Here is a 26,827-nt window from a genome sequence, read left to right on the forward strand (position 1 = left end):
CATGGCATACGGGCAGAAGATCCTCAAGGGCGACGCCTACAAGCGCGCCGCGATCAAGCGCCGTCACATCCGGATCCGCAAGCGGATCAACGGTACGGCGGAGCGTCCCCGTCTGGTCGTGACCCGCTCCAACCGCCACATCGTGGCGCAGGTGATCGACGACCTGAAGGGTCACACCCTGGCGTCGGCGTCCACCCTGGACAGCTCGATCCGCGGTGGCGAGGGCGACAAGTCCGCGCAGGCCAAGCAGGTCGGCGCCCTGGTCGCCGAGCGCGCCAAGGCCGCCGGTGTCGAGGCCGTCGTGTTCGACCGTGGTGGCAACCAGTACGCCGGGCGCATCGCCGCCCTGGCGGACGCCGCCCGCGAAGCCGGGCTCAAGTTCTGAGCCGCTTGTAGCTAGCGGAAAGAGAGAGGTAATCCAATGGCTGGACCCCAGCGCCGCGGAAGCGGTGCCGGTGGCGGCGAGCGGCGGGACCGGAAGGGCCGTGACGGCGGCGCTGCTGCCGCCGAGAAGACCGCGTACGTTGAGCGCGTTGTCGCGATCAACCGCGTCGCCAAGGTTGTGAAGGGTGGTCGTCGCTTCAGCTTCACCGCGCTGGTCGTGGTGGGCGACGGTGACGGCACCGTGGGTGTCGGCTACGGCAAGGCCAAGGAGGTGCCGGCCGCCATCGCCAAGGGCGTTGAGGAGGCCAAGAAGCACTTCTTCAAGGTCCCCCGTATCCAGGGCACCATCCCGCACCCCATCCAGGGTGAGAAGGCTGCCGGCGTCGTGCTGCTCAAGCCCGCGTCCCCGGGTACCGGTGTGATCGCCGGTGGTCCGGTGCGTGCCGTGCTCGAGTGCGCCGGTATCCACGACGTGCTGTCGAAGTCGCTCGGCTCCGACAACGCGATCAACATCGTGCACGCGACCGTGGCGGCCCTGAAGGGCCTGCAGCGTCCCGAGGAGATCGCGGCCCGCCGTGGTCTGCCGCTGGAGGACGTCGCCCCCGCGGCTCTGCTGCGCGCTCGTGCCGGGGCGGGTGTGTGATCATGGCTCAGCTCAAGATCACGCAGGTCAAGTCCTACATCGGCAGCAAGCAGAACCACCGTGACACCCTGCGCTCCCTTGGTCTCAAGGGCATCAACACGCAGGTCGTCAAGGAGGACCGCCCCGAGTTCCGCGGCATGGTGCACACCGTCCGCCACCTCGTGACGGTCGAGGAGGTCGACTGATCATGGCGGAGAACAACCCGCTCAAGATCCACAACCTCCGTCCCGCCCCGGGCGCCAAGACCGCCAAGACCCGTGTCGGTCGTGGTGAGGCGTCGAAGGGTAAGACGGCCGGTCGTGGTACCAAGGGCACCAAGGCCCGTTACCAGGTTCCGGAGCGCTTCGAGGGTGGGCAGATGCCCCTCCACATGCGCCTCCCGAAGCTGAAGGGCTTCAAGAACCCGTTCAAGACCGAGTACCAGGTCGTGAACCTCGACAAGCTGGCCGCGCTCTACCCCGAGGGTGGCGAGGTCACCGTCGAGGGTCTGGTGGCCAAGGGCGCCGTTCGCAAGAACGCGCTCGTCAAGGTCCTCGGCCAGGGCGAGATCTCCGTGGCGCTGCAGGTGACGGTCGATGCCGTCTCCGGCTCCGCCAAGGAGAAGATCACCGCCGCCGGCGGTTCCGTCACCGAGCTCGTCTGAACTCCACAGGCGTCTCGATGACCTGAGCGATCCCGACCGGGGATACCCCACAAATGGGGTATCCCCGGTTGGTCGTTCCTAGGGCGGCAGTCTCGCCGGTAAGGTGGCCTGCACTGCCCTCTTTACACAGGGTGCTGTACTTCCGGCACTCTGAGCGGCAGTTGACCGTTACCTATTCGTCGAACCTCAAGACCGTCACCCTTGACGCAGTTGCGCGGGGGTCGCAGGAGGCACCGTGCTCACCGCGTTCGCCCGGGCGTTCAAGACGCCCGACCTGCGCAAGAAGCTGCTCTTCACGCTCGGCATCATCGTGGTCTACCGGGTCGGTACGCACATCCCGATCCCAGGCGTCGACTACCGGAACGTCCAGACCTGTATCGACAACGCCCAGGCCAACCAGGGTCTCTTCGGCCTGGTCAACATGTTCAGCGGCGGCGCGCTGCTGCAGATCACGATCTTCGCCCTGGGCATCATGCCGTACATCACGGCGAGCATCATCCTGCAGCTGCTGACCGTGGTGATCCCGCGCCTGGAAGCCCTGAAGAAGGAGGGCCAGGCCGGTACGGCGAAGATCACGCAGTACACCCGTTATCTGACGATCGCCCTCGCCATCCTCCAGGGCACCGGCCTCGTCGCCACCGCCCGCAGCGGCGCCCTGTTCCAGGGCTGCCCGGTGGCCAGCCAGATCGTCCCGGACCAGTCGATCTTCGTCACCATCACCATGGTCATCACGATGACCGCCGGTACGGCCGCCGTGATGTGGCTCGGTGAGCTCATCACCGATCGCGGCATCGGCAACGGCATGTCGATCCTGATGTTCATCTCGATCGCCGCCACGTTCCCGTCCGCCCTGTGGGCCATCAAGGAGCAGGGCTCGCTGGCCGACGGCTGGATCGAGTTCGGCACCGTCATCGCGGTCGGCCTCGTCATGGTCGGCCTGGTCGTCTTCGTCGAGCAGGCCCAGCGCCGCATCCCGGTCCAGTACGCCAAGCGCATGATCGGCCGCCGTTCCTACGGCGGTACGTCGACCTACATCCCGCTCAAGGTGAACCAGGCGGGTGTCATCCCCGTCATCTTCGCCTCGTCGCTGCTCTACATCCCCGCGCTGATCGCGCAGTTCGCCGGAGGCAACTCGGGCTGGAAGACCTGGATCGAGCAACACTTCGTCAAGGGCGACCACCCGTACTACATCATCACGTACTTCCTGCTGATCGTTTTCTTCGCGTTCTTCTATGTGGCGATCTCCTTCAACCCCGAGGAAGTCGCCGACAACATGAAGAAGTATGGTGGCTTCATCCCGGGCATCCGGGCTGGCCGACCGACCGCTGAGTACCTGAGCTACGTACTCAACCGGATCACCTGGCCGGGTTCGCTGTACCTGGGTCTGATCGCTCTTGTGCCGACGATGGCGTTGGTTGGTTTCGGGGCAAACCAGAACTTCCCGTTCGGTGGGACCAGCATCCTGATCATCGTGGGTGTGGGCCTGGAGACGGTGAAGCAGATCGAGAGCCAGCTCCAGCAGCGCAATTACGAAGGGTTCCTCCGCTGATGCGTATCGTCCTCGTCGGGCCGCCGGGCGCCGGTAAGGGAACGCAGGCCGCGTTCCTGGCCCAGAACCTGTCGATCCCGCACATCTCCACGGGCGACCTGTTCCGGGCCAACATCAGCCGGCAGACGGAACTCGGCAAACTGGCGAAGTCCTACATGGACGCGGGCAATCTCGTGCCCGACGAGGTCACCATCGCCATGGCGAAGGACCGCATGGAGCAGCCGGACGCCGAGAACGGCTTCCTGCTGGACGGCTTCCCGCGCAACGTCTCCCAGGCCGAGGCCCTCGACGAGCTGCTGGAGACCGAGAGCATGCAGCTCGACGCGGTGCTCGACCTGGAGGTCCCCGAGGACGAGGTGGTCAAGCGCATCGCCGGCCGCCGCATCTGCCGCAACGACTCGTCGCACGTCTTCCACGTGACGTACAAGCAGCCGGCCGAGGACGGCGTCTGCGACGTCTGCGGCGGCGAGCTGTACCAGCGGGACGACGACTCCGAGGAGACGGTCCGCACGCGGCTGGAGGTCTACCACACCCAGACCGAGCCGATCATCGACTACTACAAGGCCCAGGGCCTGGTGGTCACGATCTCCGCGCTCGGCAAGGTGGAGGACGTCACGCGGCGCGCCATGGAGGCGCTCAAGCGTGGTGAGGACGACAAGTAGTCGTCCGTACGCAGCTACGGCCGCGGTTCCCCTCGGGGACCGCGGCTGCTGTGTGGGCGGGGCCGTCGCCCGGCCCCGTATCGTTGAAGGCGTTCACCGTCGCCGAAGGTCCAGAAAGGCCGTAGCCCCCATGGTGCAGATCAAGACCCCCGAGCAGATCGCCAAGATGCGTGAGGCGGGGCTGGTCGTCGCCGCCATCCACGCGGCGACCCGTGAGGCCGCCGTCCCCGGGGCCACCACCAGGGATCTGGACCAGGTCGCCCGCAAGGTGCTCGCCGAGCACAACGCCAAGCCGAACTTCCTCGGCTACGGCGGCTTCCCCGCGACCATCTGCACGTCGGTGAACGAGGTCGTGGTCCACGGCATCCCCTCCGACGACGTCGTCCTCAAGGACGGGGACGTCATCTCCATCGACTGCGGCGCGATCATCGACGGCTGGCACGGCGACGCGGCCTTCACGGCCTTCGTCGGCTCCGGTCACGCCCCGGAGCTGATCGAGCTGTCCCGGGTGACCGAGGAGTCGATGTGGGCCGGCATCGCGGCCATGAAGCAGGGCAACCGGCTGGTCGACATCTCCCGGGCCATCGAGACCTACATCCGCCGCCAGCCCAAGCCGGGCGGCGGCAAGTACGGGATCATCGAGGACTACGGCGGCCACGGCATCGGCACCGAGATGCACATGGACCCGCACCTGCTGAACTACGTCGACCGCCGGCGCGGCAAGGGCCCCAGGCTGGTGCCCGGGTTCTGCCTCGCGATCGAGCCGATGGTGTCCCTGGGGACGCCGCGCACGGAGGTCCTGGAGGACGACTGGACGGTCGTCACCACGGACGGCACGTGGTCGTCGCACTGGGAGCACTCCGTCGCGCTGACGGAGGAGGGGCCGCTGGTGCTGACGGCTCCCGACGGCGGCAAGGCGAAGCTCGCCGAGCTGGGGATCCAGGCCGCGCCGGATCCGCTGGGCTGAGCGCCGTCCGCGACCGCGCGCCGGTGGGGGCGTTCGCGCAGGCATTCGCGCAGTTCCCCGCGCCCCCGCAGGGCGGGCTTAAAGCTCTTGCCGTACGGGCAGACTTTCTCGATTCGTGTTTCCGAGGGGCCTGACGTAGACTGACTCGTCGGCTCTTGTGTACCCGCATGCCTGCATGCGCTCGCACGGAGTCGATCAAGGTAGTCGATTCGAAGGGCGAAGCGTGGCCAAGAAGCAAGGTGCCATCGAGATCGAGGGCACTGTCGTCGAGTCTCTTCCGAACGCCATGTTCAAGGTCGAGCTCCAGAACGGCCACCAGGTCCTGGCACACATCAGCGGCAAGATGCGTATGCACTACATCCGCATCCTCCCTGACGACCGGGTCGTGGTGGAGCTGTCTCCGTACGACCTGACGCGTGGCCGGATCGTCTACCGCTACAAGTAGATCTTGCCTGTGTCCCGGCGCCTCGTGCGTGCGGGCTGCCGGCACTGACCCGGAGAACCTCACCCCATGAAGGTCAAGCCGAGCGTCAAGAAGATCTGCGACAAGTGCAGGGTGATCCGCCGTCACGGCCGGGTCATGGTCATCTGCGAGAACCCGCGCCACAAGCAGCGCCAGGGCTGACGCACGACCGATCCCTCTGCATCCATCGCAGAGATTCGCGCGACGCAAGCTGAATAGTTCATACGCAGGGCCCAGGCGGACACCGAGCCGCCTGACACCCCCGGTCGGAGGCCGGGGACCCAGTTCGTACCTGGTACGGCGGCTGGGAGTCGGTCCTGTGGAAGACCTCCGACAAGTAACTGGAGCCATTGAATGGCACGCGTTTCCGGTGTTGACATCCCGCGCGACAAGCGCGTGGAGATCGCCCTCACCTACGTGTTCGGCATCGGCCGGACCCTCTCGCAGCAGACGCTGGCCGCCACCGGCGTCGACCCGAACACCCGCGTTCGCGATCTCTCCGAGGAGCAGCTCGTCGCGATCCGCGAGTACGTCGACAACAACATCAAGACCGAGGGTGACCTCCGTCGTGAGATCCAGGCCGACATCCGCCGCAAGGTGGAGATCGGTACCTACCAGGGTCTGCGTCACCGTCGTGGTCTGCCCGTCCGCGGTCAGCGCACCAGCACCAACGCGCGTACCCGCAAGGGCCCGCGTCGCGCCATCGCCGGCAAGAAGAAGCCGGGCAAGAAGTAGTCCACAGCGGACGCCTGTCCACGGTCTTCGCTGTAGGACCGACCACCTCCCGTAGGAGTTATAGATGCCCCCCAAGGGTCGTCAGGGCGCTGCCAAGAAGGTGCGCCGCAAGGAAAAGAAGAACGTCGCTCACGGCCACGCGCACATCAAGAGCACGTTCAACAACACGATCGTCTCGATCACGGACCCGTCCGGCAACGTGATCTCCTGGGCCTCCGCCGGCCACGTCGGCTTCAAGGGCTCCCGGAAGTCCACGCCGTTCGCCGCGCAGATGGCCGCCGAGTCGGCTGCCCGCCGCGCCCAGGAGCACGGCATGCGCAAGGTCGACGTGTTCGTGAAGGGCCCGGGTTCCGGTCGTGAGACCGCGATCCGCTCCCTGCAGGCCACGGGCCTCGAGGTCGGCTCCATCCAGGACGTCACCCCGACCCCGCACAACGGCTGCCGTCCGCCGAAGCGCCGCCGCGTCTGACGCGTCGCTCCGCTTCGCGGGCTGGGTTTTCGGGCGGTACGGCTCCTTCGGGTCGTATCGCCCGTACCCTTGTCACTATCAGGGCGTCAAATAGCGGGCGCCCCTGACAGAAGGATCTGATCCACACATGCTGATCGCTCAGCGTCCCTCGTTGACCGAAGAGGTCGTCGACGAATTCCGCTCCCGGTTCGTGATCGAGCCGCTGGAGCCGGGCTTCGGCTACACCCTCGGCAACTCCCTGCGCCGGACCCTCCTCTCCTCGATCCCGGGTGCGGCGGTCACGTCCATCCGCATCGACGGCGTGCTGCACGAGTTCACCACCGTGCCGGGCGTCAAGGAGGACGTCACCGACCTGATCCTCAACATCAAGCAGCTGGTCGTCTCCTCGGAGCACGACGAGCCGGTCGTGATGTACCTGCGCAAGCAGGGCCCGGGTCTGGTCACCGCCGCCGACATCGCGCCCCCGGCCGGTGTCGAGGTCCACAACCCCGACCTCGTCCTCGCCACGCTCAACGGCAAGGGCAAGCTGGAGATGGAGCTGACGGTCGAGCGCGGCCGCGGTTACGTCTCCGCCGTGCAGAACAAGCAGGTCGGCCAGGAGATCGGCCGGATCCCGGTCGACTCGATCTACTCGCCGGTGCTCAAGGTCACGTACAAGGTCGAGGCCACGCGTGTCGAGCAGCGGACCGACTTCGACAAGCTGATCGTCGACGTCGAGACCAAGCAGGCCATGCGTCCGCGTGACGCCATGGCGTCGGCCGGCAAGACCCTGGTCGAGCTGTTCGGTCTCGCCCGCGAGCTGAACATCGACGCCGAGGGCATCGACATGGGTCCGTCCCCGACGGACGCCGCGCTCGCCGCCGATCTGGCGCTGCCGATCGAGGAGCTGGAGCTCACCGTTCGGTCGTACAACTGCCTCAAGCGTGAGGGCATCCACTCCGTGGGTGAGCTCGTCGCGCGGTCCGAGGCGGACCTGCTCGACATCCGCAACTTCGGTGCGAAGTCGATCGACGAGGTCAAGGCGAAGCTGGCCGGCATGGGCCTGGCCCTGAAGGACAGCCCGCCCGGATTCGACCCGACCGCCGCCGCGGACGCGTTCGGCGCCGATGACGACGCTGACGCCGGTTTCGTGGAGACCGAGCAGTACTGATTCGGCTGCCGGTCCCTTGTGGCTGGTCGCGCAGTTCCCCGCGCCCCTTCGGGGCGCGGATCCTCCGGGGCGTCGAAAGGCGCCCCGGATCTCCGACAGGCGACCGCCTGCTCGGATACTGACCCCGGTACCTGATACGGCCGGGGCAGACACCTAGGAGAAACACCATGCCGAAGCCCACCAAGGGTGCCCGTCTGGGCGGCAGCGCCGCGCACGAGAAGCTGATGCTCGCGAACCTCGCGAAGTCGCTGTTCGAGCACGGTCGTATCACCACCACCGAGGCGAAGGCCCGCCGCCTGCGCCCGTACGCCGAGCGTCTGGTCACCAAGGCGAAGAAGGGCGACCTTCACAACCGCCGTCAGGTGCTCCAGGTGATCACGGACAAGAGCATCGTCCACACGCTCTTCACCGAGATCGGCCCGCGCTACGAGAACCGCCCGGGTGGCTACACCCGCATCACCAAGATCGGTAACCGCCGTGGCGACAACGCGCCCATGGCCGTCATCGAGCTGGTCGAGGCGCTGACGGTGGCGCAGGAGGCGACCGGCGAGGCCGAGGCCGCGACCAAGCGTGCCGCGAAGGACAACGAGGCTGCCGAGGCCCAGGTCGACACGACCAAGGCCGACGAGGCTTCCGCCGAGGAGTCCAAGGACGCGTAAGCGTCTGCCGGGGACTGACGGTCGGCGGCTTCCGGTACGCCGTGGTCGTTCGCGCAGTTCCCCGCGCCCCTGAAGGGCGTCATGGACGGGTCCGTTCCCTTTCGAGGGGGCGGGCCCGTCTTCGTGTGGGTGAGAGGATCCTGGGGTGAGTGAGGAAGTAGCACCCGGTCACGTCCGGGTACGGCTGGATCTCTCCTACGACGGGAGCGAGTTCTCGGGCTGGGCCAAGCAGGCCGGGGGGCGGCGGACCGTGCAGGGCGAGATCGAGGACGCCCTGCGGACCGTGACGCGGTCGCGGGAGACGTACGAGCTGACCGTCGCGGGGCGTACCGATGCCGGCGTGCACGCGCGGGGGCAGGTCGCCCACGTCGATCTGCCGCGCGAGGTGTGGGCCGAGCACCATCAGAAGCTGCTCAAGCGGCTCGCCGGGCGGTTGCCCCGGGACGTGCGGGTCTGGGCGCTCAGGGAGGCGCCCCGCGGGTTCGACGCCCGCTTCTCGGCCGTGTGGCGGCGGTACGCCTACCGGGTCACCGACAACCCCGGCGGCGTCGACCCGCTGCTGCGCAACCACGTGCTGTGGCACGACTGGCCGCTCGACGTGGACGCCATGAACGAGGCCGCCCGCGGGCTGCTGGGCGAGCACGACTTCGCCGCCTACTGCAAGAAGCGGGAGGGGGCCACCACCATCCGCACACTCCAGGAGCTGAGCCTGGTGCGGGGGGACGACGGGATCATCACCGCGACCGTGCGGGCCGACGCCTTCTGCCACAACATGGTGCGCTCGCTCATCGGGGCGCTGCTGTTCGTGGGGGACGGGCACCGGCCGCCGGACTGGCCCGCGAAGGTGCTGGCGGCCGGGGTGCGCGACTCGGCGGTGCACGTCGTGCGGCCGCACGGGCTGACGCTGGAGGAAGTCGGCTATCCGGCCGACGAGTTGCTCGCCGCGCGCAGCAAGGAGGCGCGGAACAAGCGGTCGTTGCCGTCGGCCGGGTGCTGCTGAGCCCGCGTCACTCGTTCGCCGCGGCCGAGGCCTGGGCCTCGCCGCGGCGGCGGATCTGGTTGAACGTGAACTGCTGGAGGTCGCCGCTGGTGCGGAAGACCTCGGTGTCCTTCGTGGTGACGTCCCTGCCGCTGGTGAAGCCCGCGTTGGCGAAGTAGGCGTAGCGACCGTAGGAGTTGCTCGTCGTGTTGCAGATGGCGGACTCGCAGAAGCCCTTCACGCCGCCGCCGGAGAGCGACTTGACGAAGCTCTTCTTGTCGGTCTGGCTCTTGGCCTTGAGCGCCTGGGCCTCGGTGTCGAAGACCGCCACGCCCATGGTGACCGCGATGCCGTCCTTGACGTAGGTCACGCGTATCAGGCGCGTGCAGTCGTTGGCGGTGAGGACCTCGGGGAGGGTGCCGCCGGCGGCCGAGGCGCAGCTCCGGGTGTCGGCGGTGGGGCCCTTCTTGTAGACCGTGTCGCCCATCGTCAGCTGGGTGCCGGGGAAGAGCGTCTCCGGGCTGAGCGGGGCCTTGTCCTTCTTCGCGCTGGCGATGAAGTCCTTCGGGTCCAGCGGGGGCGGTGCGCTGGTCGGGGCGAACGACGGGGCCGAGGCCGTGCCGCTGGGGATGTCCGCCGAGGGCAGGGAGGCAGGGCTGTTCGTCCGGCCGTCGCCGCCCGCCGAGACCACGGCGACGGCGACGGCGGTGCCGATCGCGACCGTGGCGAGCGCGCCGCCGCCGACGAGCAGCAGACGGCGTCGCTTGTTGCGGGCCTCGGAGGCTTCAGCGAGCGCTGCCCAGTCCGGAGACTGACCGCCCCCGCTGGTCCAGGGCTGCTGCGACTGTGGTTTCCAGGGATCCCACTGGGACTGAGGTCCCCCCTGCCCAAAGCTCATGGGCCGCATCTTAGACGGGACATGGGGCGTGCTGGTCCGCCCGGACGGGCCCCGCAGCCCCTAGCGTTCCTCCCATGCGCACGGGCAAAGGCGACATCTGCGGGTGGTTGGGGCGACTGCTGCCGGCCGTGGTGCTGCTGGTCTGCCTGGTGGTGGGGCCGGCCGCCGGGGCCGGGTTGTGGCCGTCCGTCGTGGTCGGGGCGGTGCGGGCGGGCCGCCGGGTGCGCGGGGGCGGATCCGTGGCGCGGTGGTGCGCCGGGGTGGTGGCCGATGCGGTGTTCTCGTCGGTGTTCCCGTTCGCGCGGCCGGTCCGGCCGCGGGGGGTGCGGCGGACGGTGCGCAGGGTCGTGACGCTGTGTGCCGTGCTGTGCACTCCGGGGCGCATCCGGCGCCGGTGATCCCGCGTTTTGACCCTTGTCGAACACCCCGGTATTCTGCTTGTTCGTTGTGTATTGGCTTGCTCATTCTCACGGGACGGGCCCTTACACCGGTCCACCGGGCCGATGACCAGCGACCAGCACGCGGTTTGCGTCACCGCAGTGCGGTCAAGGCTGTCGTGATCGTTTCGGTGACCTGTTCAGGACCATTCACTCGAAGCGAAGGCTACGAACCGTGCGTACGTACAGCCCCAAGCCCGGCGATGTGACGCGCCAGTGGCACGTCATTGACGCTCAGGACGTCGTCCTGGGCCGTCTCGCCTCCACCGCAGCGACCCTTCTCCGGGGCAAGCACAAGCCGATCTATGCGCCGCACGTCGACGCTGGTGACTTCGTCATCATCATCAACGCCGACAAGGTGCACCTCTCCGGCAACAAGCGCACCCAGAAGATGGCGTACCGCCACTCCGGCTACCCGGGTGGTCTGCGCTCCGTCCGTTACGACGAGCTGCTCGACAAGAACCCCGAGAAGGCCATCGAGAAGGCCGTCAAGGGCATGCTCCCCAAGAACACTCTGGGCCGTCAGATGCTCTCGAAGCTGAAGGTCTACAAGGGTGACCAGCACCCGCACGGCGCGCAGCAGCCGCAGCCGTACGAGATCACCCAGGTCGCGCAGTAAGTCCGGCCACCCCCTAAGACTGAAGAGAATCTGAGGAGAATCGTGGCCGAGACCACTGCCGAGCAGCCGCTCGAAGAGCTTGACATCGACAGCTACACCACCGAGTCCGAGGTCCCCGTCGAGGGCGAGTACACCTCGGAGTCCATGGCGTCCCGCTTCGGCGAGCCCCAGCCGGCCGCCGGCCTGGGCCGTCGCAAGAACGCCATCGCCCGCGTCCGGATCGTCCCGGGCACCGGCAAGTGGAAGATCAACGGTCGCACCCTCGAGGACTACTTCCCGAACAAGGTGCACCAGCAGGAAGTCAACGAGCCGTTCAAGGTCCTCGAGCTCGAGGGCCGCTACGACGTCATCGCCCGCATCGCCGGTGGCGGTGTCTCCGGTCAGGCCGGTGCGCTCCGTCTCGGTGTCGCCCGCGCGCTGAACGAGGCCGACGTCGACAACAACCGCGGCCCGCTGAAGAAGGCCGGCTTCCTCCGCCGCGACGACCGTGCGGTCGAGCGCAAGAAGGCCGGTCTGAAGAAGGCCCGCAAGGCTCCGCAGTACAGCAAGCGCTAAACGCGACGCCCGTCCTCGCGACTGGCTTCGCCTCGATCGCCCCGGCGGCACGGTTGTGCTGCCGGGGCGGTTCGTTTACACAACCCCTACCGGCCCCGGACAGTCTCAGGGGAGGTACGCGGGAATGTGAGCCGCATTCTCTTGAGCAATACGGAGGACACCACAGTGGGACGACTCTTCGGCACGGACGGCGTGCGCGGTGTCGCCAACGCGGATCTCACGGCGGAGATGGCCCTGGGCCTGTCCGTGGCCGCGGCGCACGTACTGGCCGAGGCGGGCACGTTCGAGGGGCACCGGCCCACCGCGATCGTCGGACGTGACCCCCGCGCCTCCGGGGAGTTCCTGGAAGCCGCCGTCGTCGCGGGTCTGGCCAGCGCCGGGGTGGACGTCCTGCGCGTCGGGGTGCTGCCGACGCCCGCGGTGGCCTTCCTGACCGGGGAGCTGGGCGCCGACCTCGGCGTGATGCTCTCCGCGAGCCACAACGCCATGCCGGACAACGGCATCAAGTTCTTCGCCCGCGGTGGTCACAAGCTCGCCGACGAACTGGAGGACCGGATCGAGTCGGTCTACGAGGAGCACCGCACCGGCGCCCCGTGGGACCGGCCGACCGGGGCCGGGGTGGGCCGGGTGCGCGACTACGACGAGGGCGCCGACCGCTACGTCGCGCATCTGCTGGGTGTCCTGCCGAACCGGCTCGACGGGCTGAAGGTCGTCCTGGACGAGGCGCACGGCGCCGCCGCCCGGGTCTCGCCGGAGGCGTTCCGTCGGGCCGGTGCCGAGGTCGTCACGATCGGGGCCGAGCCGGACGGGCTCAACATCAACGACGGGTGCGGGTCGACGCACCTGGACCTGCTCAAGGCCGCCGTCGTCGAGCAGGGGGCCGACCTCGGCATCGCGCACGACGGCGACGCCGACCGGTGCCTCGCCGTGGACCACACCGGCGAGGAGGTGGACGGCGACCAGATCCTCGCCGTGCTCGCCCTGGCCATGCGCGAGCGGTCCGCGCTGCGGTCCGACGCCGTCGTGGCGACGGTGATGTCCAACCTGGGCTTCAAGCTGGCCATGGAGCGGGAGGGCATCCGGCTCGTCCAGACGGCGGTCGGGGACCGGTACGTGCTGGAGGAGATGAAGGAGCACGGGTTCGCCCTGGGCGGCGAGCAGTCCGGGCACGTGATCATCCTCGACCACGCGACCACGGGCGACGGCACGCTCACCGGGCTGCTGCTGGCGGCGCGGGTCGCGCAGAGCGGTCGTCCGCTGCGGGAGCTGGCGTCCGTGATGGAGCGGCTGCCGCAGGTGCTGGTGAATGTGCCGGACGTGGACAAGTCCCGGGTGAAGACGTCCGCGGAGCTGGCGGCGGCCGTGACGGACGCGGAGCGGGAACTCGGGGAGACCGGGCGGGTGCTGCTGCGGCCCTCGGGGACCGAGCCGCTGGTGCGGGTGATGGTCGAGGCGGCCGACATCGAGCAGGCTCGGTCGGTGGCGGGGCGGCTGGCCGACGTCGTGAAGTCGGCGTTGGGGTAGTCGGGTTTCCCGGTGCGGGGCGGGGGAGCTGTGGTGTGTGGGCCGCGGGTCGTCCGTGGCTTGTCGCGCCGTTCCCCGCGCCTCTAGGCGCGCTGCCGTTGGCGTCGCCAGAGCCACTTCTGGGTCAGCAGGGTGAGGGTGCCGGCCAGGATGATGCCGAGCAGGTTGAGCAGGAGCTGTTCCGTCGAACCCCAGGTCTGCCTCATGTCGCCGTAGCTGAGGGCCACCGCCGCGTTGGCTGCGGCCGGGACGGTGGTCACCGAGATCGCGACGCCGACCAGGGCGCCGGACTTGGCGGAGGTCAGGGAGAGCGTGCCCGCGGCGCCGGCGAGGACCGCCACGACGAAGGAGAACCAGTCGGGGGCGTAGATGAAGCCGGTGTTGGGGCGTTCGCTCTCCAGCTTCGCCTCGGTGAACAGGTCCACCGCGTCCATGAAGTGGCTGAAGCCGACCGTCACCGCCATCGCCACGGCGAAGCCCACCAGCAGGGCGGTCAGCGAGCGCAGCGCCAGGCGGGGCGCGCGCTGCACCACCGCCGTGCAGATGCCCGCGAGCGGACCGAACTCCGGGCCCACCGCCATCGCGCCCACGATCAGGATGGCGTTGTCCAGCACCACGCCGCAGGCCGCGATCATGGTGGCCAGCGTGAGGAACGCCAGGTAGGTGACCGACAGCGTCGATTCCTCGTGGGTGGCGTCGGTCAGGTGCTCCCACAGCACCGCGTCCGCGCCCTCGCCCGGCGCGTCGGCCTCCGCCCTGTCGGCCCGCTTCGACAGCGACAGGTCGATGTTCTCGACGGCGATCGAGCCGCAGTCCTCCAGGCCCAGTTCCCGCAGGCGGCCCAGGAGTTCGTCGCCCGCCTCCCGGGCCACGTCGCACATCACGACATCGCCGTCGGGATCGCGGGCCGCGCCCGGCAGCACGACGAGATGCGTGGTACCGACCGTTGCCTCGATCAGACGGACCACGTCACCGGTCTTCTCGGACGGCGTGATCAGGCGCAGATGCAGCATGGCGGCAGCGTAACGGTCACAGTTTGCGCAGGCTCAGGCGCTGCACCTTGTGGTCGGGGCCCTTGCGCACGACGAGGGTGGCGCGGCCGCGGGTGGGGGCGATGTTCTCGACCAGGTTGGGCCGGTTGATCGTGCGCCACATCGTGCGGGCGTAGTCGAGGGCCTCCTCCTCGGAGACCTGCGTGTACTTGCGGAAGTACGAGGACGGGTTCTGGAAGGCGGTCGCGCGCAGCTTGCGGAAGCGGTTGAGGTACCAGCGCTCGATGTCCTCGACGCGGGCGTCGACGTAGACGCTGAAGTCGAAGTAGTCGGCGAGGCCGACCCGGGTGCGGCCGTCCTTGCCGGGCTGGGCGGGCTGCAGGACGTTCAGGCCCTCGACGATCAGGATGTCGGGGCGGCGGACCGTGAGGCGCTCGTCCGGGACGATGTCGTAGATCAGGTGGGAGTAGACCGGGGCCGTGACCTCGTCCTTGCCGGCCTTGATGTCGGCGACGAAGCGGGTCAGGGCACGGCGGTCGTACGACTCGGGGAAGCCCTTGCGGGACATCAGGCCGCGGGCCTGCAGTTCCCGGGTGGGCAGCAGGAAGCCGTCGGTGGTGACCAGCTCGACGCGCGGATGCTCGGGCCAGCGGGAGAGCAGGGCCTGCAGCAGGCGGGCGACGGTCGACTTGCCGACGGCGACCGAGCCGGCGACCCCTATGACGAACGGGGTGCCGGACTGCGAGCCCTGTTCGCCGAGGAACGTGTTCAGCGCCCCTCTGAGGCCGTCGGTGGCGCCGACGTAGAGGTTGAGGAGCCGGGACAGCGGGAGGTAGATGTCGCGCACCTCGTCCAGGTCGATCACGTCGCCGAGACCGCGCAGCTTCTCGACCTCCTCGGCCGTCAGGGGCAGCGGCGTCTTGTCGCGCAGCGCACTCCATTCGGCTCGGGTGAGGTCGACGTAGGGAGTCGCCTCCGGGCGGGGCCGGTGGGCGCTCCGGGGTATCGAGGAGACCGGAGAGATCACAGTCCATTGTTACGGGCGTACGAACGGACGGTGAGGTGGGATCCGTCACGCGGGTCGTTCGGGCCGCTCCCGGGGGAGAAATCCGGCCAACGGGAGGAATGCGAGTGGCGTGCGTCACGGCTGTGGGGTGGTCGGGGGTCCACGGCCCCCGGGGGGGGCGACCCGGGCGCACGGCCCGGCAGCGGGCGCCGAGCCGTTCGTACCCCGGCGGGAATTTCCGATTTCGGGCACGCAACGGCCCGTTCGGCACGGTGATCGACCCTAAGCTGCCGCCCATGTGTGGAATCGTGGGATACGTGGGGCCGCAGTCGGCGCTCGAGGTCGTGATGGCCGGGCTGAAGCGGCTGGAGTACCGGGGCTACGACTCGGCGGGCGTGGCCGTCCTGGCCGACGGGGGGCTCGCGACGGCCAAGAAGGCCGGCAAGCTCCTCAACCTGGAGAAGGAGCTGGACGGCAGGCCGCTGCCGACGGGCGCGACGGGCATCGGCCACACCCGGTGGGCCACCCACGGCGGCCCGACCGACGCCAACGCCCACCCGCACATCGACAACGCGGGCCGGGTCGCGGTGGTCCACAACGGCATCATCGAGAACTTCGCCGCACTCCGGGCCGAGCTGCAGGAACGCGGCCACGCGCTGTCCTCCGAGACCGACACCGAGGTCGTCGCCCATCTGCTCGCCGAGGAGTTCTCCTCCTGCGCGGACCTGGCCGAGGCGATGCGGCTGGTGTGCCGGCGGCTGGAGGGCGCGTTCACGCTGGTCGCGGTGCACGCCGACGAGCCGGACGTGGTGGTGGGCGCCCGGCGGAACTCACCGCTGGTGGTGGGGGTCGGCGAGGGCGAGGCGTTCCTGGCCTCGGACGTCGCCGCGTTCATCGAGCACACCCGGTCCGCGATCGAGCTGGGCCAGGACCAGGTGGTGGAGCTGCGCCGGGACGGCGTGACCGTGACGGGCTTCGACGGCCGCCCGGCCGATGTGCGCTCGTACCACGTCGACTGGGACGCCTCGGCCGCGGAGAAGGGCGGCTACGACTACTTCATGCTCAAGGAGATCGCCGAGCAGCCCAAGGCGGTCGCCGACACCCTGCTGGGCCGGATCGACGGCTCCGGCTCGCTGACCCTGGACGAGGTGCGGATCCCGCCGCGGGTGCTGCGCGAGGTCGACAAGGTCGTCATCGTCGCCTGCGGCACGGCCTTCCACGCCGGGATGATCGCCAAGTACGCCATCGAGCACTGGACGCGCGTGCCGTGCGAGGTGGAGCTGGCCAGCGAGTTCCGCTACCGGGACCCGATCCTGGACGCCCAGACGCTGGTCATCGCCATCTCCCAGTCCGGCGAGACCATGGACACGCTGATGGCGCTGCGGCACGCCCGCGAGCAGGGCTCCAAGGTGCTGGCGATCTGCAACACCAACGGCTCGACGATCCCGCGCGAGTCCGACGCCGTGCTCTACACGCACGCCGGGCCGGAGGTCGCCGTCGCCTCCACCAAGGCGTTCCTGACGCAGCTCGTCGCCTGCTACCTGGTCGCCCTGTACCTCGGCCAGGTCCGGGGCACCAAGTGGGGCGACGAGATCCGGGCGGTGATCCGGGACCTGTCGTCCATCTCCGGCGCGGTGGAGCGGGTGCTGGGGACGATGGAGCCGGTGCGGGAGCTGGCGCGCACGCTGGCCGCGAAGGACACGGTGCTGTTCCTCGGCCGGCACGTCGGCTACCCGGTGGCCCTGGAAGGCGCGCTGAAGCTGAAGGAACTGGCCTACATGCACGCCGAGGGGTTCGCGGCGGGCGAGCTGAAGCACGGGCCGATCGCGCTGATCGAGGAGGACCTGCCGGTCGTCGTGGTCGTGCCGTCACCGCGCGGGCGGTCGGTGCTGCACGACAAGATCGTGTCCAACATCCAGGAGATCCGGGCGCGGGGCGCGCGGACGATCGTCATCGCCGAGGAGGGCGACGAGGCGGTCGTGCCGTACGCGGACCATCTGATCCGGATCCCGGTCACGCCGACCCTGCTGCAGCCGCTGGTGGCCACCGTGCCCCTGCAGGTGTTCGCGTGCGAACTGGCGACGGCCCGCGGCAACGAGGTGGACCAGCCGAGGAACCTGGCGAAGTCGGTGACCGTGGAATGAGCGCAGGGGGCGGACGGCCGCCGCCGTCCGCCCCGCTTCAGCCCCTGGGCCGGGTGATCACCAGTTGATGCAGGTCTTGGGGACCCAGCCGTTGACCTTGTCGCCGCCGTAGTACCAGAGGGTGCTCTTCTTGCCGCAGGCCGTGTACGAGCCGCCCTTGTAGGCCTTGCCGTCGTTGCAGATGGCGCCGCGCTTGCCCTTGCCCCAGATGCCGAGGGCCGTGGCGGAGGTCTTCGGCGCGGTGCGGACCTTGACGGTCTCCTTGGCCTTGACGTTCACGATCGCCTTGCTGCAGTCCTTCGGCGGTGCCGCGGCGGCGGTGCCGGCGGTGGCGAGGGTGCCGGTGAGGGCCAGGGCGAAGAGAGCTGCCGAAGTGGCCGCGGTCGCCGGCGACTTGAACTTCATGGTGGTGCGTTTCCTCCCGTTGCGTGCGATGCCGTGTGCACATCGCGGTCGCCGTGAACTGTACAAGGGGGAGGGGCAGTTCAAGATCGCGGGCTCCGTACGGGCGGGTTCGGTACGGGTGGGTTCCGGCAGGTGCGGGTGACCCCGTTCCCGCGCGATGTCCACCGGCCGCCGTCCGTCCCTCGTGCGCCGGGTGCGCCGGGTGCGCCGGGCGCCGTGCGCGAGCAGCCGGGAGACGACGGCGATCCCGGCGCCGTGCCGGGCGGCCTGGCGGGCGGTGGGACCGTCCCGTTCCATGCCGGTCATGCCGGGCGGCCGGGACGTGAGGCGGTGCCGGTGGGGAACGTCCCGCCCGGACCGTAGGGTGCTGGGCATGAGCATCATCGGGGTCGGGATCGACGTCGCCGAGATCGATCGGTTCGCGGCGGCACTGCAACGCACGCCGGCCATGGCCGAACGGCTGTTCGTAGAGCGGGAGTTGCGGCTGCCCGGCGGGGAGCGCCGGGGGGTCGCCTCCCTGGCCGCCCGGTTCGCCGCCAAGGAGGCCCTGGCCAAGGCGCTCGGCGCCCCGGGCGGGCTGCTGTGGACCGACGCCGAGGTGTACGTCGAGGACAGCGGGCAGCCCCGGCTGCGGGTGACCGGGACGGTGGCCGCGCGGGCCGCCGAACTCGGCGTGCGGTCCTGGCATGTGTCCCTCAGCCATGACGCCGGGGTCGCCTCCGCCGTCGTGATCGCCGAGGCGTGACACGGGCCGGCGGCTCAGAACATGGCCCACAGGAGGGTGACGGTACCCACGAGACCCGCGGCGCCCAGCACGGTGCCGGCCACCGACGTCCACATCCGGCCCGCGCCCCTGCGGGCGTGGTGCATGCCCAGCGCGCCGAAGGTGACGGCCAGAGCCCCGGCCAGCACCGACCAGGGGAACAGGAACGCCCAGGTGCCGAGGGCGGAGAAGGCGCCGAGGGCGGAGAGGGCGCCGAGGACGAGTGCCGTGGGGCCGAGGGCGGTGGCGGGTGTGTCGCTCGCCCCGGACGTGGTGGTTCCGGCCATGACGGCCTCCCCGGGATAGTTTTGAACGAGTTCAAATATCAGGTCGATCCTAGCGGACCTCCAGGAGGCGCGGCATGGTCACGGTGCACGGTGTCGACACCCGTGGCGGGCAGCACTGCGAGACGACGGCGCTGGGCGTGCTCCTGCGGCACCAGGGCATCGACCTGTCCGAGCCCCTGCTCTTCGGCCTCGGCTCCGGCCTGTCCTTCGTCTACTGGGACAGCAAGGCCATGGACTTCCCGTTCCTCGGGGGACGGGTCAAGCCCTTCGAACTCACCCGGAACCTGGCCCGCGTCCTCGGGCTGGACCTCGTGGTGCGGGAGACCGCGTCCGCCCGCAAGGGGTGGGAGGACGCGGCGGCGGCCCTCGACGCCGGGCGGCCCGTCGGGCTCCAGCTCGACAGCTACCACCTGGACTACTTCACCTCCCGGGTGCACTTCGGCGGCCATGTCGTCGCCCTGTACGGCTACGACGACCATGACGCCTTCCTGGTGGACACCGAGCAGCAGGGCGGCGCCGTCACCACGTCCCTGGCCGGGCTCGCCCGGGCCAGGGCCGCGCGCGGGCCGATGACGGCCCGGCACCGCTCGTTCACCCTCACCGCCCCGGCGGAACCCGTGGACGTGCGGGACCGGATCGTCCCCGCCGTCACCGCCTGCGCGGACGCCTTCCTTCACCCGCCCATCGCCAACCTCGGTCACCGGGGCATCGAGAAGGCGGCCACGCTCGTGCCCCGCTGGCCGGAGCGCACCAGCGATCCCCGGCGCGACCTGCCGCGGGCCGCCCGGCTGATGGAGCGGGCCGGCACCGGCGGCGCCCTGTTCCGCAACCTGTACCGCGACTTCCTCGCCGAGTGCCGCCAGTGGCTCGACGGCGAGCCGCTGCGGACCGGGCACCGGCTGTACGCCGAGGCGGCGGCCCTGTGGACGGAGGTCGCGGCGCTGATCACGCGGGCCGGCGAGACGGGGGACGGGCAGTGCCTGGTGCGGGCGGGTGCCCTGCTCCACGACCTCGCCCGCGTCGAGCGCGAGGCCATGGAGGCGCTGAGCCGCCTGCGCCGGTGAGGCCCTCGCCGGACGCAGGGCGAGAGCCTCGGGCACGGCCCTGCGGTCAGCAGACCGACAGGCTGCTGTTCACCCGGGTGATGTTGCGGAACGTCGTGTTCTCGCCGCACGGGCTCTCCCTGATGGCCGCGTCGGTGACCGTCAGGTTCTGCACGGTGATGTCCTTGTTGTTGGGGAACTCCGCGCGCGCGGCCAGGCGCAGTTCGCCGCCGCCGGTGATGGTGCCGCTCTGGGCGGCCAGGCTGACGTTGGAGCAGTTCTCGATCAGGACCGAGTTGTTGCCGGTGTTCGACAGCGTCACCCGGTCGATGACGGCGCCGCCGCTCTCCGAGACGCAGAACACGCCGCGTCCGCCGCCGCGCGCGACGACCTCGCCGACCCGGATGTTGGTCGGGTAGCCGCTGCCGATCCGGCCGTTGCGGTTGGCCATGCGGAAGGCGGCGTAGCCGGTGCCCGTGCCCGCGTTCTCCGCGTCCACCGTGCCGACGGTGGCGTTGATCGTCTGATTGAGCAGCAGGCCGGACTCGCCCACGTTGCGGGCCGTCACCGTGCCGACGGTGAGTCCGTCCACGCCGTAGGTCTCGACGGCGTGACTGGACGCGCCGGAGACGTACACGTTGTCGATGCGGACGTTGCGGGTCCACTGGCTGGTGTCCCCGCGGTTGTCGATGCGCACGCCCAGTCCGGCGGAGAGGCGCATGTCGATCTGGCCGAGCACGACGTTCTGCACGTTGCGCAGGAAGACGCCGTACAGCGGGGTGCCGGTGAGCTTGAGGTTCTGCACCTCCACGTCACGGGTGCCGCGGGAGTAGACCGGCGCCTGGTCGCCCGAGCCGCTGCCGGTGACGTGGATGGTGCCGCAGACGTCCAGGACGGTGTAGCTCGGCAGCGAGATGCGCGAGCCCGCCGGGACGGAACCCGAGCCGCGGACGACGACCCGCTCCTTCGAGGTGCGGCCCGGCGTCAGGCTGTTGACGGCCGCCTGCACGGCGGCGCGCATGTCGGTGCCGGTGTGGACGGTGCTGCCGCCGCGCCGTGCGGTCCAGGTGCTGCCGCTCTGCACGGCCTCGGCCTGGAAGGAGCCGTCTCCGCAGGCCAGGGCGCGGGCGGGGGCGGCGGTGGCGGGGGCGTTCAGGCTGCCGGCGGCGGTGAGGAGGGCGGTGGCACCGGCGGCGGCCAGTAATGCGGCTCTGCGTCCCATGGGGGCCTCGGTTTCGTCGAACGTGGGGGGCGTGAAAGCGCTTTCTGCGCGGCGGGAGTCTGGCAAAGGCGCGGCGGAGCGTCAATGGATGCGACACGGGCGAGGAGTCGCGCCGGGTGCGCGGGAGTGGCCGGGGGGCCGTGCGGGAAACTCGACGACCATGCGGAGTGCGTACAGCGTGGACACGGTCAGGACCGCCGAACGGGAGCTGATGGCCCGGCTGCCGGAGGGGGCGCTGATGCAACGCGCCGCCGCCGGGCTCGCCGCGGCCTGCGCCGACCTGCTGGGGAGGGTGTACGGCCGCCGGGTGGTGCTGCTGGTCGGCAGCGGGGACAACGGCGGCGACGCCCTGTACGCGGGGGCGCGGCTGGCCCGGCGCGGGGCCGGGGTCACGGCGGTGCTGCTCGCGCCGGAACGGGCGCACGCGGCGGGGCTGGCGGCGCTGCGGCGGGCCGGGGGGCGGGCCGTCGGGGTCGGCGAGGCGGCCGGGGGCGGTGGGGCCGGGAGCGGTGGTGCGGTGGGAGGCGGTGGGGCCGGGAGCCGTGGGGTCGAGGAACTGATCGAGCGGGCCGACCTCGTGGTCGACGGGGTCGTGGGGATCGGGGGGAAGGGCGGGCTGCGGCCCGAGGCGGTGCCGCTGGCCGCCGCGGCCGGGCGGTCGCGGGCGGCTGTCGTCGCCGTCGACCTGCCGAGCGGCGTGGACGCCGACACCGGAGAGGTGCGGGGCGTCGCGGTCCGGGCCGATCTGACGGTGACGTTCGGGACGCACAAGCCGGGACTGCTGATCGATCCGGCGCGGGAGTACGCCGGGTCGGTACGGCTGGTCGACATCGGTCTCGAACTGCCCGCGGAACCGGAGCTGGAGGCGTTGCAGCACGTGGACGTGGCCCGGCTGCTGCCGGTGCCGCGGGCGGAGAGCGACAAGTACCGGCGGGGCGTGGTCGGGATCGCGGCTGGTTCGGCCCGGTACCCCGGGGCCGCGGTGCTCGCGGTCTCGGGCGCGCTGCGGGGCGGGGCCGGGGCCGTGCGGTACGTCGGGCCGGCCGGGGACGCGGTGATCGCGCGGTTCCCCGAGACGCTCGTGTCGGACCAGGGGCCGAAGCACGCCGGGCGGGTGCAGGCGTGGGTCGTCGGACCGGGGGCGGGGGACGACGCGGCGACGGTGGCGGAGGTGCTGGCGGCGGAGGTGCCGGTGCTGGTCGACGCGGACGGGCTGCGGCTGGCGGACGCGGCGGCCGTGCGGGCGCGCCGGGCGCCGACGCTGCTGACGCCGCACGCGGGCGAGGCGGCGGCACTGCTCGGGGTGGAACGCCGGGAGGTCGAGGAGGGGCGGCTGGCCGCGGTGCGGGAGCTGGCGGCGCGGTACGGGGCGACCGTGCTGCTGAAGGGGTCCACGACGCTGGTGGCCGACCCCGGGGGCGGGGCGGTACGGGTGAACCCGACAGGGACGTCGTGGCTGGCCACGGCGGGCAGCGGGGACGTGCTGTCGGGGCTGGCCGGGTCGTTGCTGGCGGCCGGGCTGTCGGCGCGGGACGCGGGCAGTGCGGGGGCGTACGTGCACGGGCTGGCCGGGCGGCTGGCGTCGGAGGGGGCGCCGGTGGGGGCGCACGATGTGGCCGCGGCGATTCCTGAGGCCTGGCGGAACGTGCGGGGGTGACGCGTGCGGGCCGTGCCGGCCGTGCCGGGGGTGATGCCGTGCCTGCCGTGCCGGGGGTGATGCCGTCGGCGCTCTCGGGGCCAAGCGCTGGGGTCTTGTCCCCGAGTCCCGGGGGCTGCCGCCCCCGGACCCCCGCTGCGGCCTGAACGGCCTCGTCCTCGAGCGCCGGACGGGCTGGATGGCTGGATGTGGCCGCGCGGCCGGTGGGCGGGCCGGTGCCGGGGGTGGAGCGCGGCGTCGCGGCGTGGACGTACGCGCCCGTCGCGTCCGTGCCGCCGGGGGAGACGGCCGCGCCGGTGAGCTGCACGCGGAAGGCCGGGCCGTACCAGCGGCAGGTCGAGCGGTGGCTCGGGCTGCGCGCGGACGGCAGGCAGTCGGCGGCCGACTGCCGGACGATCCGGGCGTTCCAGCTGGGGCGGGGCATCGAGCCGGCCATCGGGTTCGCCGGGCCGGTGACCTGGTCGCCGACGCGGTACCTGTCGGCGCGCGCGCACCCGAACGCCGCCGGACGGTGCCCGTCCGCAGCGGACGGGCATCGCCCGGAACACGACCGTCCGGCACACGGTCTACTGGCCGAACCGGAACCACTGGTCGACGCTCTACGACACCCCGATGCGCGTCAACCCCACCCTGGCGGACGCACGGCGGCTGTGGGACGTGCTGAAGAAGGGTGACCGGGTGTTCGTGTGGGGAGGGCGGCCCGGGACGTAGCGGACGGCCCGCCCGGGGCCCGATGAGACACTGGGCGCGATGAGCGAGAGAACAGCCCTGCGGACCGCGCCCCTGCGGGCCCGCGCCGAGATCGACCTGGCCGCCCTGCGGGCCAACGTACGGGCCCTGCGTGCCCATGCCCCGGGCGCGGCCGTGATGGCCGTGGTGAAGTCCGAGGCGTACGGCCACGGGGCTGTGCCGTGCGCCCGTGCCGCCGTCGAGGCGGGAGCGAGCTGGCTGGGCACGGCCACGCCCGAGGAGGCCCTGGCCCTGCGTGCCGCCGGACTGCCGGGCCGCATCATGTGCTGGCTGTGGACGCCCGGCGGGCCCTGGCGCGAGGCGATCGAGGCCGACCTGGACGTCTCGCTCAGCGGCCTGTGGGCCCTGCGGGAGGTCACCGAGGCGGCCCGGGCGGCCGGCCGGCCCGCCCGGGTGCAGCTCAAGGCCGACACCGGGCTCGGGCGCAACGGCTGCCAGCCAGGGGAGGACTGGGCCGCCCTGGTCGGCGAGGCCCGCCGCGCCGAGGCCGAGGGGCTGCTGCGTGTCACCGGCCTGTGGTCGCACTTCGCCTGCGCCGACGAGCCCGGGCATCCCTCCATCGCCGCCCAGCTGGGCCTGTTCCGCGAGATGGTCGCCTACGCCGAGGGACAGGGCGTGCGGCCCGAGGTCCGGCACATCGCCAACTCGCCGGCCACGCTCACGCTCCCCGAGAGCCACTTCGACCTGGTCCGCACCGGCATCGCCACCTACGGCATCTCGCCCAGCCCCGAGCTGGGCACCCCGGCCGACTTCGGGCTGCGCCCGGTGATGACGCTGTCCGCCTCGCTCGCCCTGGTCAAGCAGGTCCCGGGCGGCCACGGCGTCAGCTACGGGCACCGGTACGTCACACCCGGCGAGACCACCCTCGGCCTCGTCCCGCTCGGCTACGCGGACGGCATCCCGCGCCACGCCTCCTCGGCGGGCCCGGTGCTGGTCGAGGGCAAGTGGCGGACGATCGCGGGGCGCGTCGCCATGGACCAGTTCGTCGTCGACCTGGGCGGTGACACACCGGCGGAGGGCACCGAGGCGGTCCTCTTCGGGCCCGGGGACCGCGGGGAGCCCACCGCCGAGGACTGGGCGCAGGCGGCCGGAACCATCGCCTACGAGATCGTGACCCGGATCGGAACGCGCGTTCCGCGCGTCTATGTGAATGAGGGACGGGACGGGTAACCCGCACCGGCAGGACTGGTCACGCGAGAAACGACAGGCACCCTGGTAGCAGGGGCACCATCAGTCACACGGCATCGTCCGACCCGGTGAGTCCACCGACCGGCAGCCCGGCGAAGAGGAGCGGTACGTGAGCGAGAGCAGTGCGGAGGTCGTCGCCGACGTCGCCTCCGCTGCCGTCGCGGCCTCCGCCGCGGGGGCGGCGGGGGGCTGGCGCCGCGCGACGGGTCTCGCCGGCGTCGCGATAGGCGTGGTGGCCGCGGGCGCGGCCGCCGGGGTCGCCCTGGAGCGGATGACGGTCGGCCGGGGCATGCGCCAGAAGGCCCGGCTCGCCCTCGACTCGGCGGGGCCCTACGGCTCGCTGCGCGGCATGCCCGGCAAGGCGTTCGCCGACGACGGCACGGAGCTGTACTACGAGGTCGACGACGTCGACCCCGAGGCCGCGCCGGCCATCGGGCCGCGCCGCCGCAGGCTCTTCGGCCGCAAGGCGCCCGCGCCCGTCACCGTCGTCTTCAGCCACGGCTACTGCCTCAGCCAGGACTCCTGGCACTTCCAGCGGGCCGCCCTGCGGGGCGTCGTGCGGACCGTGCACTGGGACCAGCGCAGCCACGGCCGCTCCGGCCGGGGTGTGGCGCAGGCGCGGGGCGAGTCGGTCACGATCGAGCAGCTGGGCCGCGACCTGAAGGCCGTCATCGACGCGGCCGCGCCCGAGGGGCCGATCGTGCTGGTCGGACACTCCATGGGCGGCATGACGGTGATGGCGCTGGCCGACCAGTACCCCGAGCTGATCCGTGAGCGGGTCGTCGGCGTCGCCTTCGTCGGCACGTCGTCGGGCCGTCTCGGCGAGGTCAACTACGGGCTCCCGGTGGCGGGCGTCAACGCGGTGCGGCGGGTGCTGCCGGGGGTGCTGAAGGCGCTGGGGCAGCGGGCCGAGCTGGTGGAGAAGGGGCGCCGGGCCACCGCGGACCTGTTCGCCGGGATCATCAAGCGGTACTCGTTCGCCTCCCGGGACGTCGACCCGGCCGTGGCGCGGTTCGCCGAGCGGATGATCGAGAGCACGCCGATCGACGTGGTCGCGGAGTACTACCCGGCGTTCAACGACCACGACAAGACCGAGGCGCTCGCCCACTTCGCCGACCTGCCGGTCCTCGTGCTGGCCGGGGTGGGGGACCTGGTCACGCCGAGTGAGCACAGCGAGGCCATCGCCGATCTGCTGCCGGACGCCGAGCTGGTGCTGGTGCCGGACGCGGGGCACCTGGTGATGCTGGAGCACCCGGAAGTGGTCACCGACCGCCTCGCCGACCTGCTCACCCGCACGGGTGCGGTGCCCGCAGGGGCTACCGTGAAGGGCTATGGAAGCACCAGCAGCACCGCACAACCCGGCTGAGCCCGGATCGTCCGTCCAGATCGTCGTCACGTCCCCCGAGCAGATGCGGGAGCTGGGCCGCCGGCTCGCGAAACTGCTGCGCGCGGGTGACCTGGTGATGCTGAGCGGGGAGCTCGGCGCGGGCAAGACGACGCTGACCCGTGGGCTGGGCGAGGGGCTCGGCGTGCGCGGGGCCGTCACCTCGCCGACGTTCGTGATCGCCCGGGTGCATCCCTCGCTGGGCGACGGGCCGCCGCTGGTCCACGTCGACGCGTACCGGCTCTCCGGCGGCCTCGACGAGATGGAGGACCTCGACCTCGACGTCTCCCTGCCCGAGTCCGTGATCGTCGTGGAGTGGGGCGAGGGCAAGGTCGAGGAACTGACCGAGGACCGCCTCCAGGTTGTCATCCACCGCGCGGTGGGCGACACGACGGACGAGGTCCGGCACATGACGATCACCGGCCTGGGCGAACGCTGGGCGTCGACGGACCTGAACGCCCTGACGGCGTGACCGCTGCGGGCCCCTGAGCCTGCCCGCGCCACACCGACCCACCCCTCCGGCCCGGGGCCCTGCCGAACCCGGTTCGGGGCTCCGCCCGGCCGGGCCCGGTTGCGGAGAGCCCGCGCAAGGGCGCGAGGCCCTTGATCGCGTGCTCCCTGCCGCCCCGCCGCCCGGTCGCTCACCGCCC

31 protein-coding genes are annotated in these 26,827 nt (G+C 71.1%); 25 read left to right on the forward strand and 6 right to left on the reverse strand.

Features of this window, described 5'->3' with window-relative positions; translation table 11 throughout:
• The first annotated feature begins 1 nt into the window (after position 1).
• The 14 genes from rplR to truA all read left to right on the forward strand — a co-directional run bounded on the left by rplR (position 2) and on the right by truA (position 9,324).
• On the forward strand, positions 2-385 hold the full coding sequence (rplR, locus tag ACIGAN_RS34260) for a 50S ribosomal protein L18 (protein ID WP_010036704.1): 384 nt from the start codon (positions 2-4) through the stop codon (positions 383-385).
• A 36-nt stretch (positions 386-421) separates the two neighbouring features.
• Positions 422-1,027: a 30S ribosomal protein S5 gene (gene rpsE, locus ACIGAN_RS34265; RefSeq protein ID WP_094054455.1), complete on the forward strand. Its 606-nt coding sequence runs from the start codon at positions 422-424 to the stop codon at positions 1,025-1,027.
• Between the two features lie 2 nt (positions 1,028-1,029).
• A complete protein-coding gene (gene rpmD, locus ACIGAN_RS34270) occupies positions 1,030-1,212 on the forward strand; it encodes a 50S ribosomal protein L30 (protein ID WP_003974250.1) in 183 nt (60 codons plus the stop codon).
• A gap of 2 nt (positions 1,213-1,214) precedes the next feature.
• Positions 1,215-1,670, forward strand: coding sequence for a 50S ribosomal protein L15 (rplO, locus tag ACIGAN_RS34275; protein WP_311680326.1), 456 nt, complete (start codon positions 1,215-1,217; stop codon positions 1,668-1,670).
• 235 nt (positions 1,671-1,905) lie between these two features.
• Positions 1,906-3,219, forward strand: coding sequence for a preprotein translocase subunit SecY (gene secY, locus ACIGAN_RS34280; RefSeq protein WP_309095769.1), 1,314 nt, complete (start codon positions 1,906-1,908; stop codon positions 3,217-3,219).
• Entirely contained in the window at positions 3,219-3,881 is a 663-nt protein-coding gene (locus ACIGAN_RS34285) for an adenylate kinase (protein WP_365092491.1), read from the forward strand. The genes secY and ACIGAN_RS34285 overlap by 1 nt, the downstream gene beginning before the upstream one ends.
• A gap of 130 nt (positions 3,882-4,011) precedes the next feature.
• On the forward strand, positions 4,012-4,848 hold the full coding sequence (map, locus tag ACIGAN_RS34290; RefSeq protein WP_365092494.1) for a type I methionyl aminopeptidase: 837 nt from the start codon (positions 4,012-4,014) through the stop codon (positions 4,846-4,848).
• A 223-nt stretch (positions 4,849-5,071) separates the two neighbouring features.
• Positions 5,072-5,293, forward strand: coding sequence for a translation initiation factor IF-1 (infA, locus tag ACIGAN_RS34295; RefSeq protein ID WP_003948620.1), 222 nt, complete (start codon positions 5,072-5,074; stop codon positions 5,291-5,293).
• 66 nt (positions 5,294-5,359) lie between these two features.
• Positions 5,360-5,473: a 50S ribosomal protein L36 gene (gene rpmJ, locus ACIGAN_RS34300; protein ID WP_003998809.1), complete on the forward strand. Its 114-nt coding sequence runs from the start codon at positions 5,360-5,362 to the stop codon at positions 5,471-5,473.
• A gap of 192 nt (positions 5,474-5,665) precedes the next feature.
• Positions 5,666-6,046: a 30S ribosomal protein S13 gene (gene rpsM, locus ACIGAN_RS34305; protein ID WP_010036675.1), complete on the forward strand. Its 381-nt coding sequence runs from the start codon at positions 5,666-5,668 to the stop codon at positions 6,044-6,046.
• Positions 6,047-6,110: 64 nt separating this feature from the next.
• Positions 6,111-6,515 carry a 30S ribosomal protein S11 gene (gene rpsK / locus ACIGAN_RS34310; protein ID WP_003956432.1) on the forward strand — a complete coding sequence of 135 codons (405 nt, stop codon included), beginning with the start codon at positions 6,111-6,113 and terminating at the stop codon, positions 6,513-6,515.
• Positions 6,516-6,642: 127 nt separating this feature from the next.
• Positions 6,643-7,665: a DNA-directed RNA polymerase subunit alpha gene (locus ACIGAN_RS34315; RefSeq protein ID WP_003966937.1), complete on the forward strand. Its 1,023-nt coding sequence runs from the start codon at positions 6,643-6,645 to the stop codon at positions 7,663-7,665.
• A gap of 167 nt (positions 7,666-7,832) precedes the next feature.
• Positions 7,833-8,324, forward strand: coding sequence for a 50S ribosomal protein L17 (gene rplQ, locus ACIGAN_RS34320; RefSeq protein ID WP_309095766.1), 492 nt, complete (start codon positions 7,833-7,835; stop codon positions 8,322-8,324).
• 145 nt (positions 8,325-8,469) lie between these two features.
• Positions 8,470-9,324: a tRNA pseudouridine(38-40) synthase TruA gene (truA, locus tag ACIGAN_RS34325; RefSeq protein ID WP_399863359.1), complete on the forward strand. Its 855-nt coding sequence runs from the start codon at positions 8,470-8,472 to the stop codon at positions 9,322-9,324.
• 7 nt (positions 9,325-9,331) lie between these two features.
• On the opposite strand, the gene ACIGAN_RS34330 is transcribed toward truA, so the two are convergent.
• A complete protein-coding gene (locus ACIGAN_RS34330) occupies positions 9,332-10,201 on the reverse strand; it encodes a hypothetical protein (RefSeq protein ID WP_365092501.1) in 870 nt (289 codons plus the stop codon).
• A gap of 74 nt (positions 10,202-10,275) precedes the next feature.
• Between ACIGAN_RS34330 and ACIGAN_RS34335 the strand changes: the two genes are divergently transcribed.
• The 4 genes from ACIGAN_RS34335 (at position 10,276) to glmM (ending at position 13,336) form a co-directional block, all read left to right on the forward strand.
• Positions 10,276-10,599, forward strand: coding sequence for a hypothetical protein (locus ACIGAN_RS34335; RefSeq protein WP_399863361.1), 324 nt, complete (start codon positions 10,276-10,278; stop codon positions 10,597-10,599).
• A 214-nt stretch (positions 10,600-10,813) separates the two neighbouring features.
• Positions 10,814-11,257 carry a 50S ribosomal protein L13 gene (gene rplM / locus ACIGAN_RS34340; RefSeq protein WP_019754543.1) on the forward strand — a complete coding sequence of 148 codons (444 nt, stop codon included), beginning with the start codon at positions 10,814-10,816 and terminating at the stop codon, positions 11,255-11,257.
• A gap of 42 nt (positions 11,258-11,299) precedes the next feature.
• Entirely contained in the window at positions 11,300-11,812 is a 513-nt protein-coding gene (rpsI, locus tag ACIGAN_RS34345; protein ID WP_019526966.1) for a 30S ribosomal protein S9, read from the forward strand.
• A 165-nt stretch (positions 11,813-11,977) separates the two neighbouring features.
• Complete coding sequence (glmM, locus tag ACIGAN_RS34350) at positions 11,978-13,336, forward strand: phosphoglucosamine mutase (protein ID WP_365735657.1); 1,359 nt, start codon at positions 11,978-11,980, stop codon at positions 13,334-13,336.
• Positions 13,337-13,419: 83 nt separating this feature from the next.
• On the opposite strand, the gene ACIGAN_RS34355 is transcribed toward glmM, so the two are convergent.
• The gene (locus ACIGAN_RS34355) at positions 13,420-14,349 is read right to left on the reverse strand and encodes a DUF389 domain-containing protein (protein ID WP_399863364.1); all 930 of its coding nucleotides are present in this window, start codon (positions 14,347-14,349) and stop codon (positions 13,420-13,422) included.
• A 16-nt stretch (positions 14,350-14,365) separates the two neighbouring features.
• Complete coding sequence (gene coaA / locus ACIGAN_RS34360) at positions 14,366-15,355, reverse strand: type I pantothenate kinase (protein WP_365092512.1); 990 nt, start codon at positions 15,353-15,355, stop codon at positions 14,366-14,368.
• Positions 15,356-15,630: 275 nt separating this feature from the next.
• Here coaA and glmS point away from each other — a divergent pair, with 275 nt between their 5' ends.
• Complete coding sequence (gene glmS / locus ACIGAN_RS34365; protein WP_365735653.1) at positions 15,631-17,478, forward strand: glutamine--fructose-6-phosphate transaminase (isomerizing); 1,848 nt, start codon at positions 15,631-15,633, stop codon at positions 17,476-17,478.
• A gap of 57 nt (positions 17,479-17,535) precedes the next feature.
• Here glmS and ACIGAN_RS34370 read toward each other — a convergent pair whose 3' ends face one another.
• The gene (locus ACIGAN_RS34370; RefSeq protein WP_365092518.1) at positions 17,536-17,883 is read right to left on the reverse strand and encodes a hypothetical protein; all 348 of its coding nucleotides are present in this window, start codon (positions 17,881-17,883) and stop codon (positions 17,536-17,538) included.
• A 373-nt stretch (positions 17,884-18,256) separates the two neighbouring features.
• Between ACIGAN_RS34370 and ACIGAN_RS34375 the strand changes: the two genes are divergently transcribed.
• A complete protein-coding gene (locus tag ACIGAN_RS34375; RefSeq protein WP_365735650.1) occupies positions 18,257-18,628 on the forward strand; it encodes a holo-ACP synthase in 372 nt (123 codons plus the stop codon).
• A gap of 14 nt (positions 18,629-18,642) precedes the next feature.
• On the opposite strand, the gene ACIGAN_RS34380 is transcribed toward ACIGAN_RS34375, so the two are convergent.
• Positions 18,643-18,933 carry a hypothetical protein gene (locus ACIGAN_RS34380; RefSeq protein WP_399863368.1) on the reverse strand — a complete coding sequence of 97 codons (291 nt, stop codon included), beginning with the start codon at positions 18,931-18,933 and terminating at the stop codon, positions 18,643-18,645.
• Positions 18,934-19,007: 74 nt separating this feature from the next.
• Between ACIGAN_RS34380 and ACIGAN_RS34385 the strand changes: the two genes are divergently transcribed.
• Positions 19,008-19,997, forward strand: a complete 990-nt coding sequence (locus ACIGAN_RS34385) for a BtrH N-terminal domain-containing protein (RefSeq protein ID WP_399863370.1) — start codon at positions 19,008-19,010, stop codon at positions 19,995-19,997.
• A gap of 46 nt (positions 19,998-20,043) precedes the next feature.
• Here the strand turns inward: ACIGAN_RS34385 and ACIGAN_RS34390 are convergent, their stop codons facing one another.
• Entirely contained in the window at positions 20,044-21,198 is a 1,155-nt protein-coding gene (locus tag ACIGAN_RS34390) for a hypothetical protein (protein ID WP_399863372.1), read from the reverse strand.
• Positions 21,199-21,358: 160 nt separating this feature from the next.
• On the opposite strand from ACIGAN_RS34390, the gene ACIGAN_RS34395 reads away from it, so the two are divergent.
• The 4 genes from ACIGAN_RS34395 (at position 21,359) to tsaE (ending at position 26,649) form a co-directional block, all read left to right on the forward strand.
• Positions 21,359-22,855, forward strand: a complete 1,497-nt coding sequence (locus tag ACIGAN_RS34395; RefSeq protein WP_399863374.1) for an NAD(P)H-hydrate dehydratase — start codon at positions 21,359-21,361, stop codon at positions 22,853-22,855.
• A gap of 750 nt (positions 22,856-23,605) precedes the next feature.
• Positions 23,606-24,775, forward strand: a complete 1,170-nt coding sequence (alr, locus tag ACIGAN_RS34400; protein ID WP_399863376.1) for an alanine racemase — start codon at positions 23,606-23,608, stop codon at positions 24,773-24,775.
• A gap of 127 nt (positions 24,776-24,902) precedes the next feature.
• Positions 24,903-26,159 carry an alpha/beta fold hydrolase gene (locus ACIGAN_RS34405; protein ID WP_365735639.1) on the forward strand — a complete coding sequence of 419 codons (1,257 nt, stop codon included), beginning with the start codon at positions 24,903-24,905 and terminating at the stop codon, positions 26,157-26,159.
• Positions 26,125-26,649, forward strand: a complete 525-nt coding sequence (gene tsaE, locus ACIGAN_RS34410) for a tRNA (adenosine(37)-N6)-threonylcarbamoyltransferase complex ATPase subunit type 1 TsaE (protein WP_365093078.1) — start codon at positions 26,125-26,127, stop codon at positions 26,647-26,649. The genes ACIGAN_RS34405 and tsaE overlap by 35 nt, the downstream gene beginning before the upstream one ends.
• Positions 26,650-26,827 lie beyond the last annotated feature (178 nt).

The sequence above is a fragment of the Streptomyces sp. NPDC085931 genome (assembly GCF_044540565.1).
GTDB lineage: Bacteria > Actinomycetota > Actinomycetes > Streptomycetales > Streptomycetaceae > Streptomyces.

Bases quoted from the DNA above. Each gene is read 5' to 3' on its own strand.
- rplR (WP_010036704.1), top strand. From the start codon at position 2: ATGGCATACGGGCAGAAGATCCTCAAGGGCGACGCCTACAAGCGCGCC.
- ACIGAN_RS34315 (WP_003966937.1), top strand. From the start codon at position 6,643: ATGCTGATCGCTCAGCGTCCCTCGTTGACCGAAGAGGTCGTCGACGAA.
- rpmJ (WP_003998809.1), top strand. From the start codon at position 5,360: ATGAAGGTCAAGCCGAGCGTCAAGAAGATCTGCGACAAGTGCAGGGTG.
- rpmD (WP_003974250.1), top strand. From the start codon at position 1,030: ATGGCTCAGCTCAAGATCACGCAGGTCAAGTCCTACATCGGCAGCAAG.
- ACIGAN_RS34375 (WP_365735650.1), top strand. From the start codon at position 18,257: ATGAGCATCATCGGGGTCGGGATCGACGTCGCCGAGATCGATCGGTTC.
- ACIGAN_RS34390 (WP_399863372.1), bottom strand. From the start codon at position 21,198: ATGGGACGCAGAGCCGCATTACTGGCCGCCGCCGGTGCCACCGCCCTC.
- ACIGAN_RS34385 (WP_399863370.1), top strand. From the start codon at position 19,008: ATGGTCACGGTGCACGGTGTCGACACCCGTGGCGGGCAGCACTGCGAG.
- rplO (WP_311680326.1), top strand. From the start codon at position 1,215: ATGGCGGAGAACAACCCGCTCAAGATCCACAACCTCCGTCCCGCCCCG.
- ACIGAN_RS34355 (WP_399863364.1), bottom strand. From the start codon at position 14,349: ATGCTGCATCTGCGCCTGATCACGCCGTCCGAGAAGACCGGTGACGTG.
- map (WP_365092494.1), top strand. From the start codon at position 4,012: ATGGTGCAGATCAAGACCCCCGAGCAGATCGCCAAGATGCGTGAGGCG.
- ACIGAN_RS34380 (WP_399863368.1), bottom strand. From the start codon at position 18,933: ATGGCCGGAACCACCACGTCCGGGGCGAGCGACACACCCGCCACCGCC.
- alr (WP_399863376.1), top strand. From the start codon at position 23,606: ATGAGCGAGAGAACAGCCCTGCGGACCGCGCCCCTGCGGGCCCGCGCC.
- ACIGAN_RS34285 (WP_365092491.1), top strand. From the start codon at position 3,219: ATGCGTATCGTCCTCGTCGGGCCGCCGGGCGCCGGTAAGGGAACGCAG.
- glmS (WP_365735653.1), top strand. From the start codon at position 15,631: ATGTGTGGAATCGTGGGATACGTGGGGCCGCAGTCGGCGCTCGAGGTC.
- tsaE (WP_365093078.1), top strand. From the start codon at position 26,125: ATGGAAGCACCAGCAGCACCGCACAACCCGGCTGAGCCCGGATCGTCC.
- rpsK (WP_003956432.1), top strand. From the start codon at position 6,111: ATGCCCCCCAAGGGTCGTCAGGGCGCTGCCAAGAAGGTGCGCCGCAAG.
- ACIGAN_RS34395 (WP_399863374.1), top strand. From the start codon at position 21,359: ATGCGGAGTGCGTACAGCGTGGACACGGTCAGGACCGCCGAACGGGAG.
- ACIGAN_RS34335 (WP_399863361.1), top strand. From the start codon at position 10,276: ATGCGCACGGGCAAAGGCGACATCTGCGGGTGGTTGGGGCGACTGCTG.
- rpsE (WP_094054455.1), top strand. From the start codon at position 422: ATGGCTGGACCCCAGCGCCGCGGAAGCGGTGCCGGTGGCGGCGAGCGG.
- ACIGAN_RS34370 (WP_365092518.1), bottom strand. From the start codon at position 17,883: ATGAAGTTCAAGTCGCCGGCGACCGCGGCCACTTCGGCAGCTCTCTTC.
- rpsM (WP_010036675.1), top strand. From the start codon at position 5,666: ATGGCACGCGTTTCCGGTGTTGACATCCCGCGCGACAAGCGCGTGGAG.
- rplQ (WP_309095766.1), top strand. From the start codon at position 7,833: ATGCCGAAGCCCACCAAGGGTGCCCGTCTGGGCGGCAGCGCCGCGCAC.
- ACIGAN_RS34330 (WP_365092501.1), bottom strand. From the start codon at position 10,201: ATGAGCTTTGGGCAGGGGGGACCTCAGTCCCAGTGGGATCCCTGGAAA.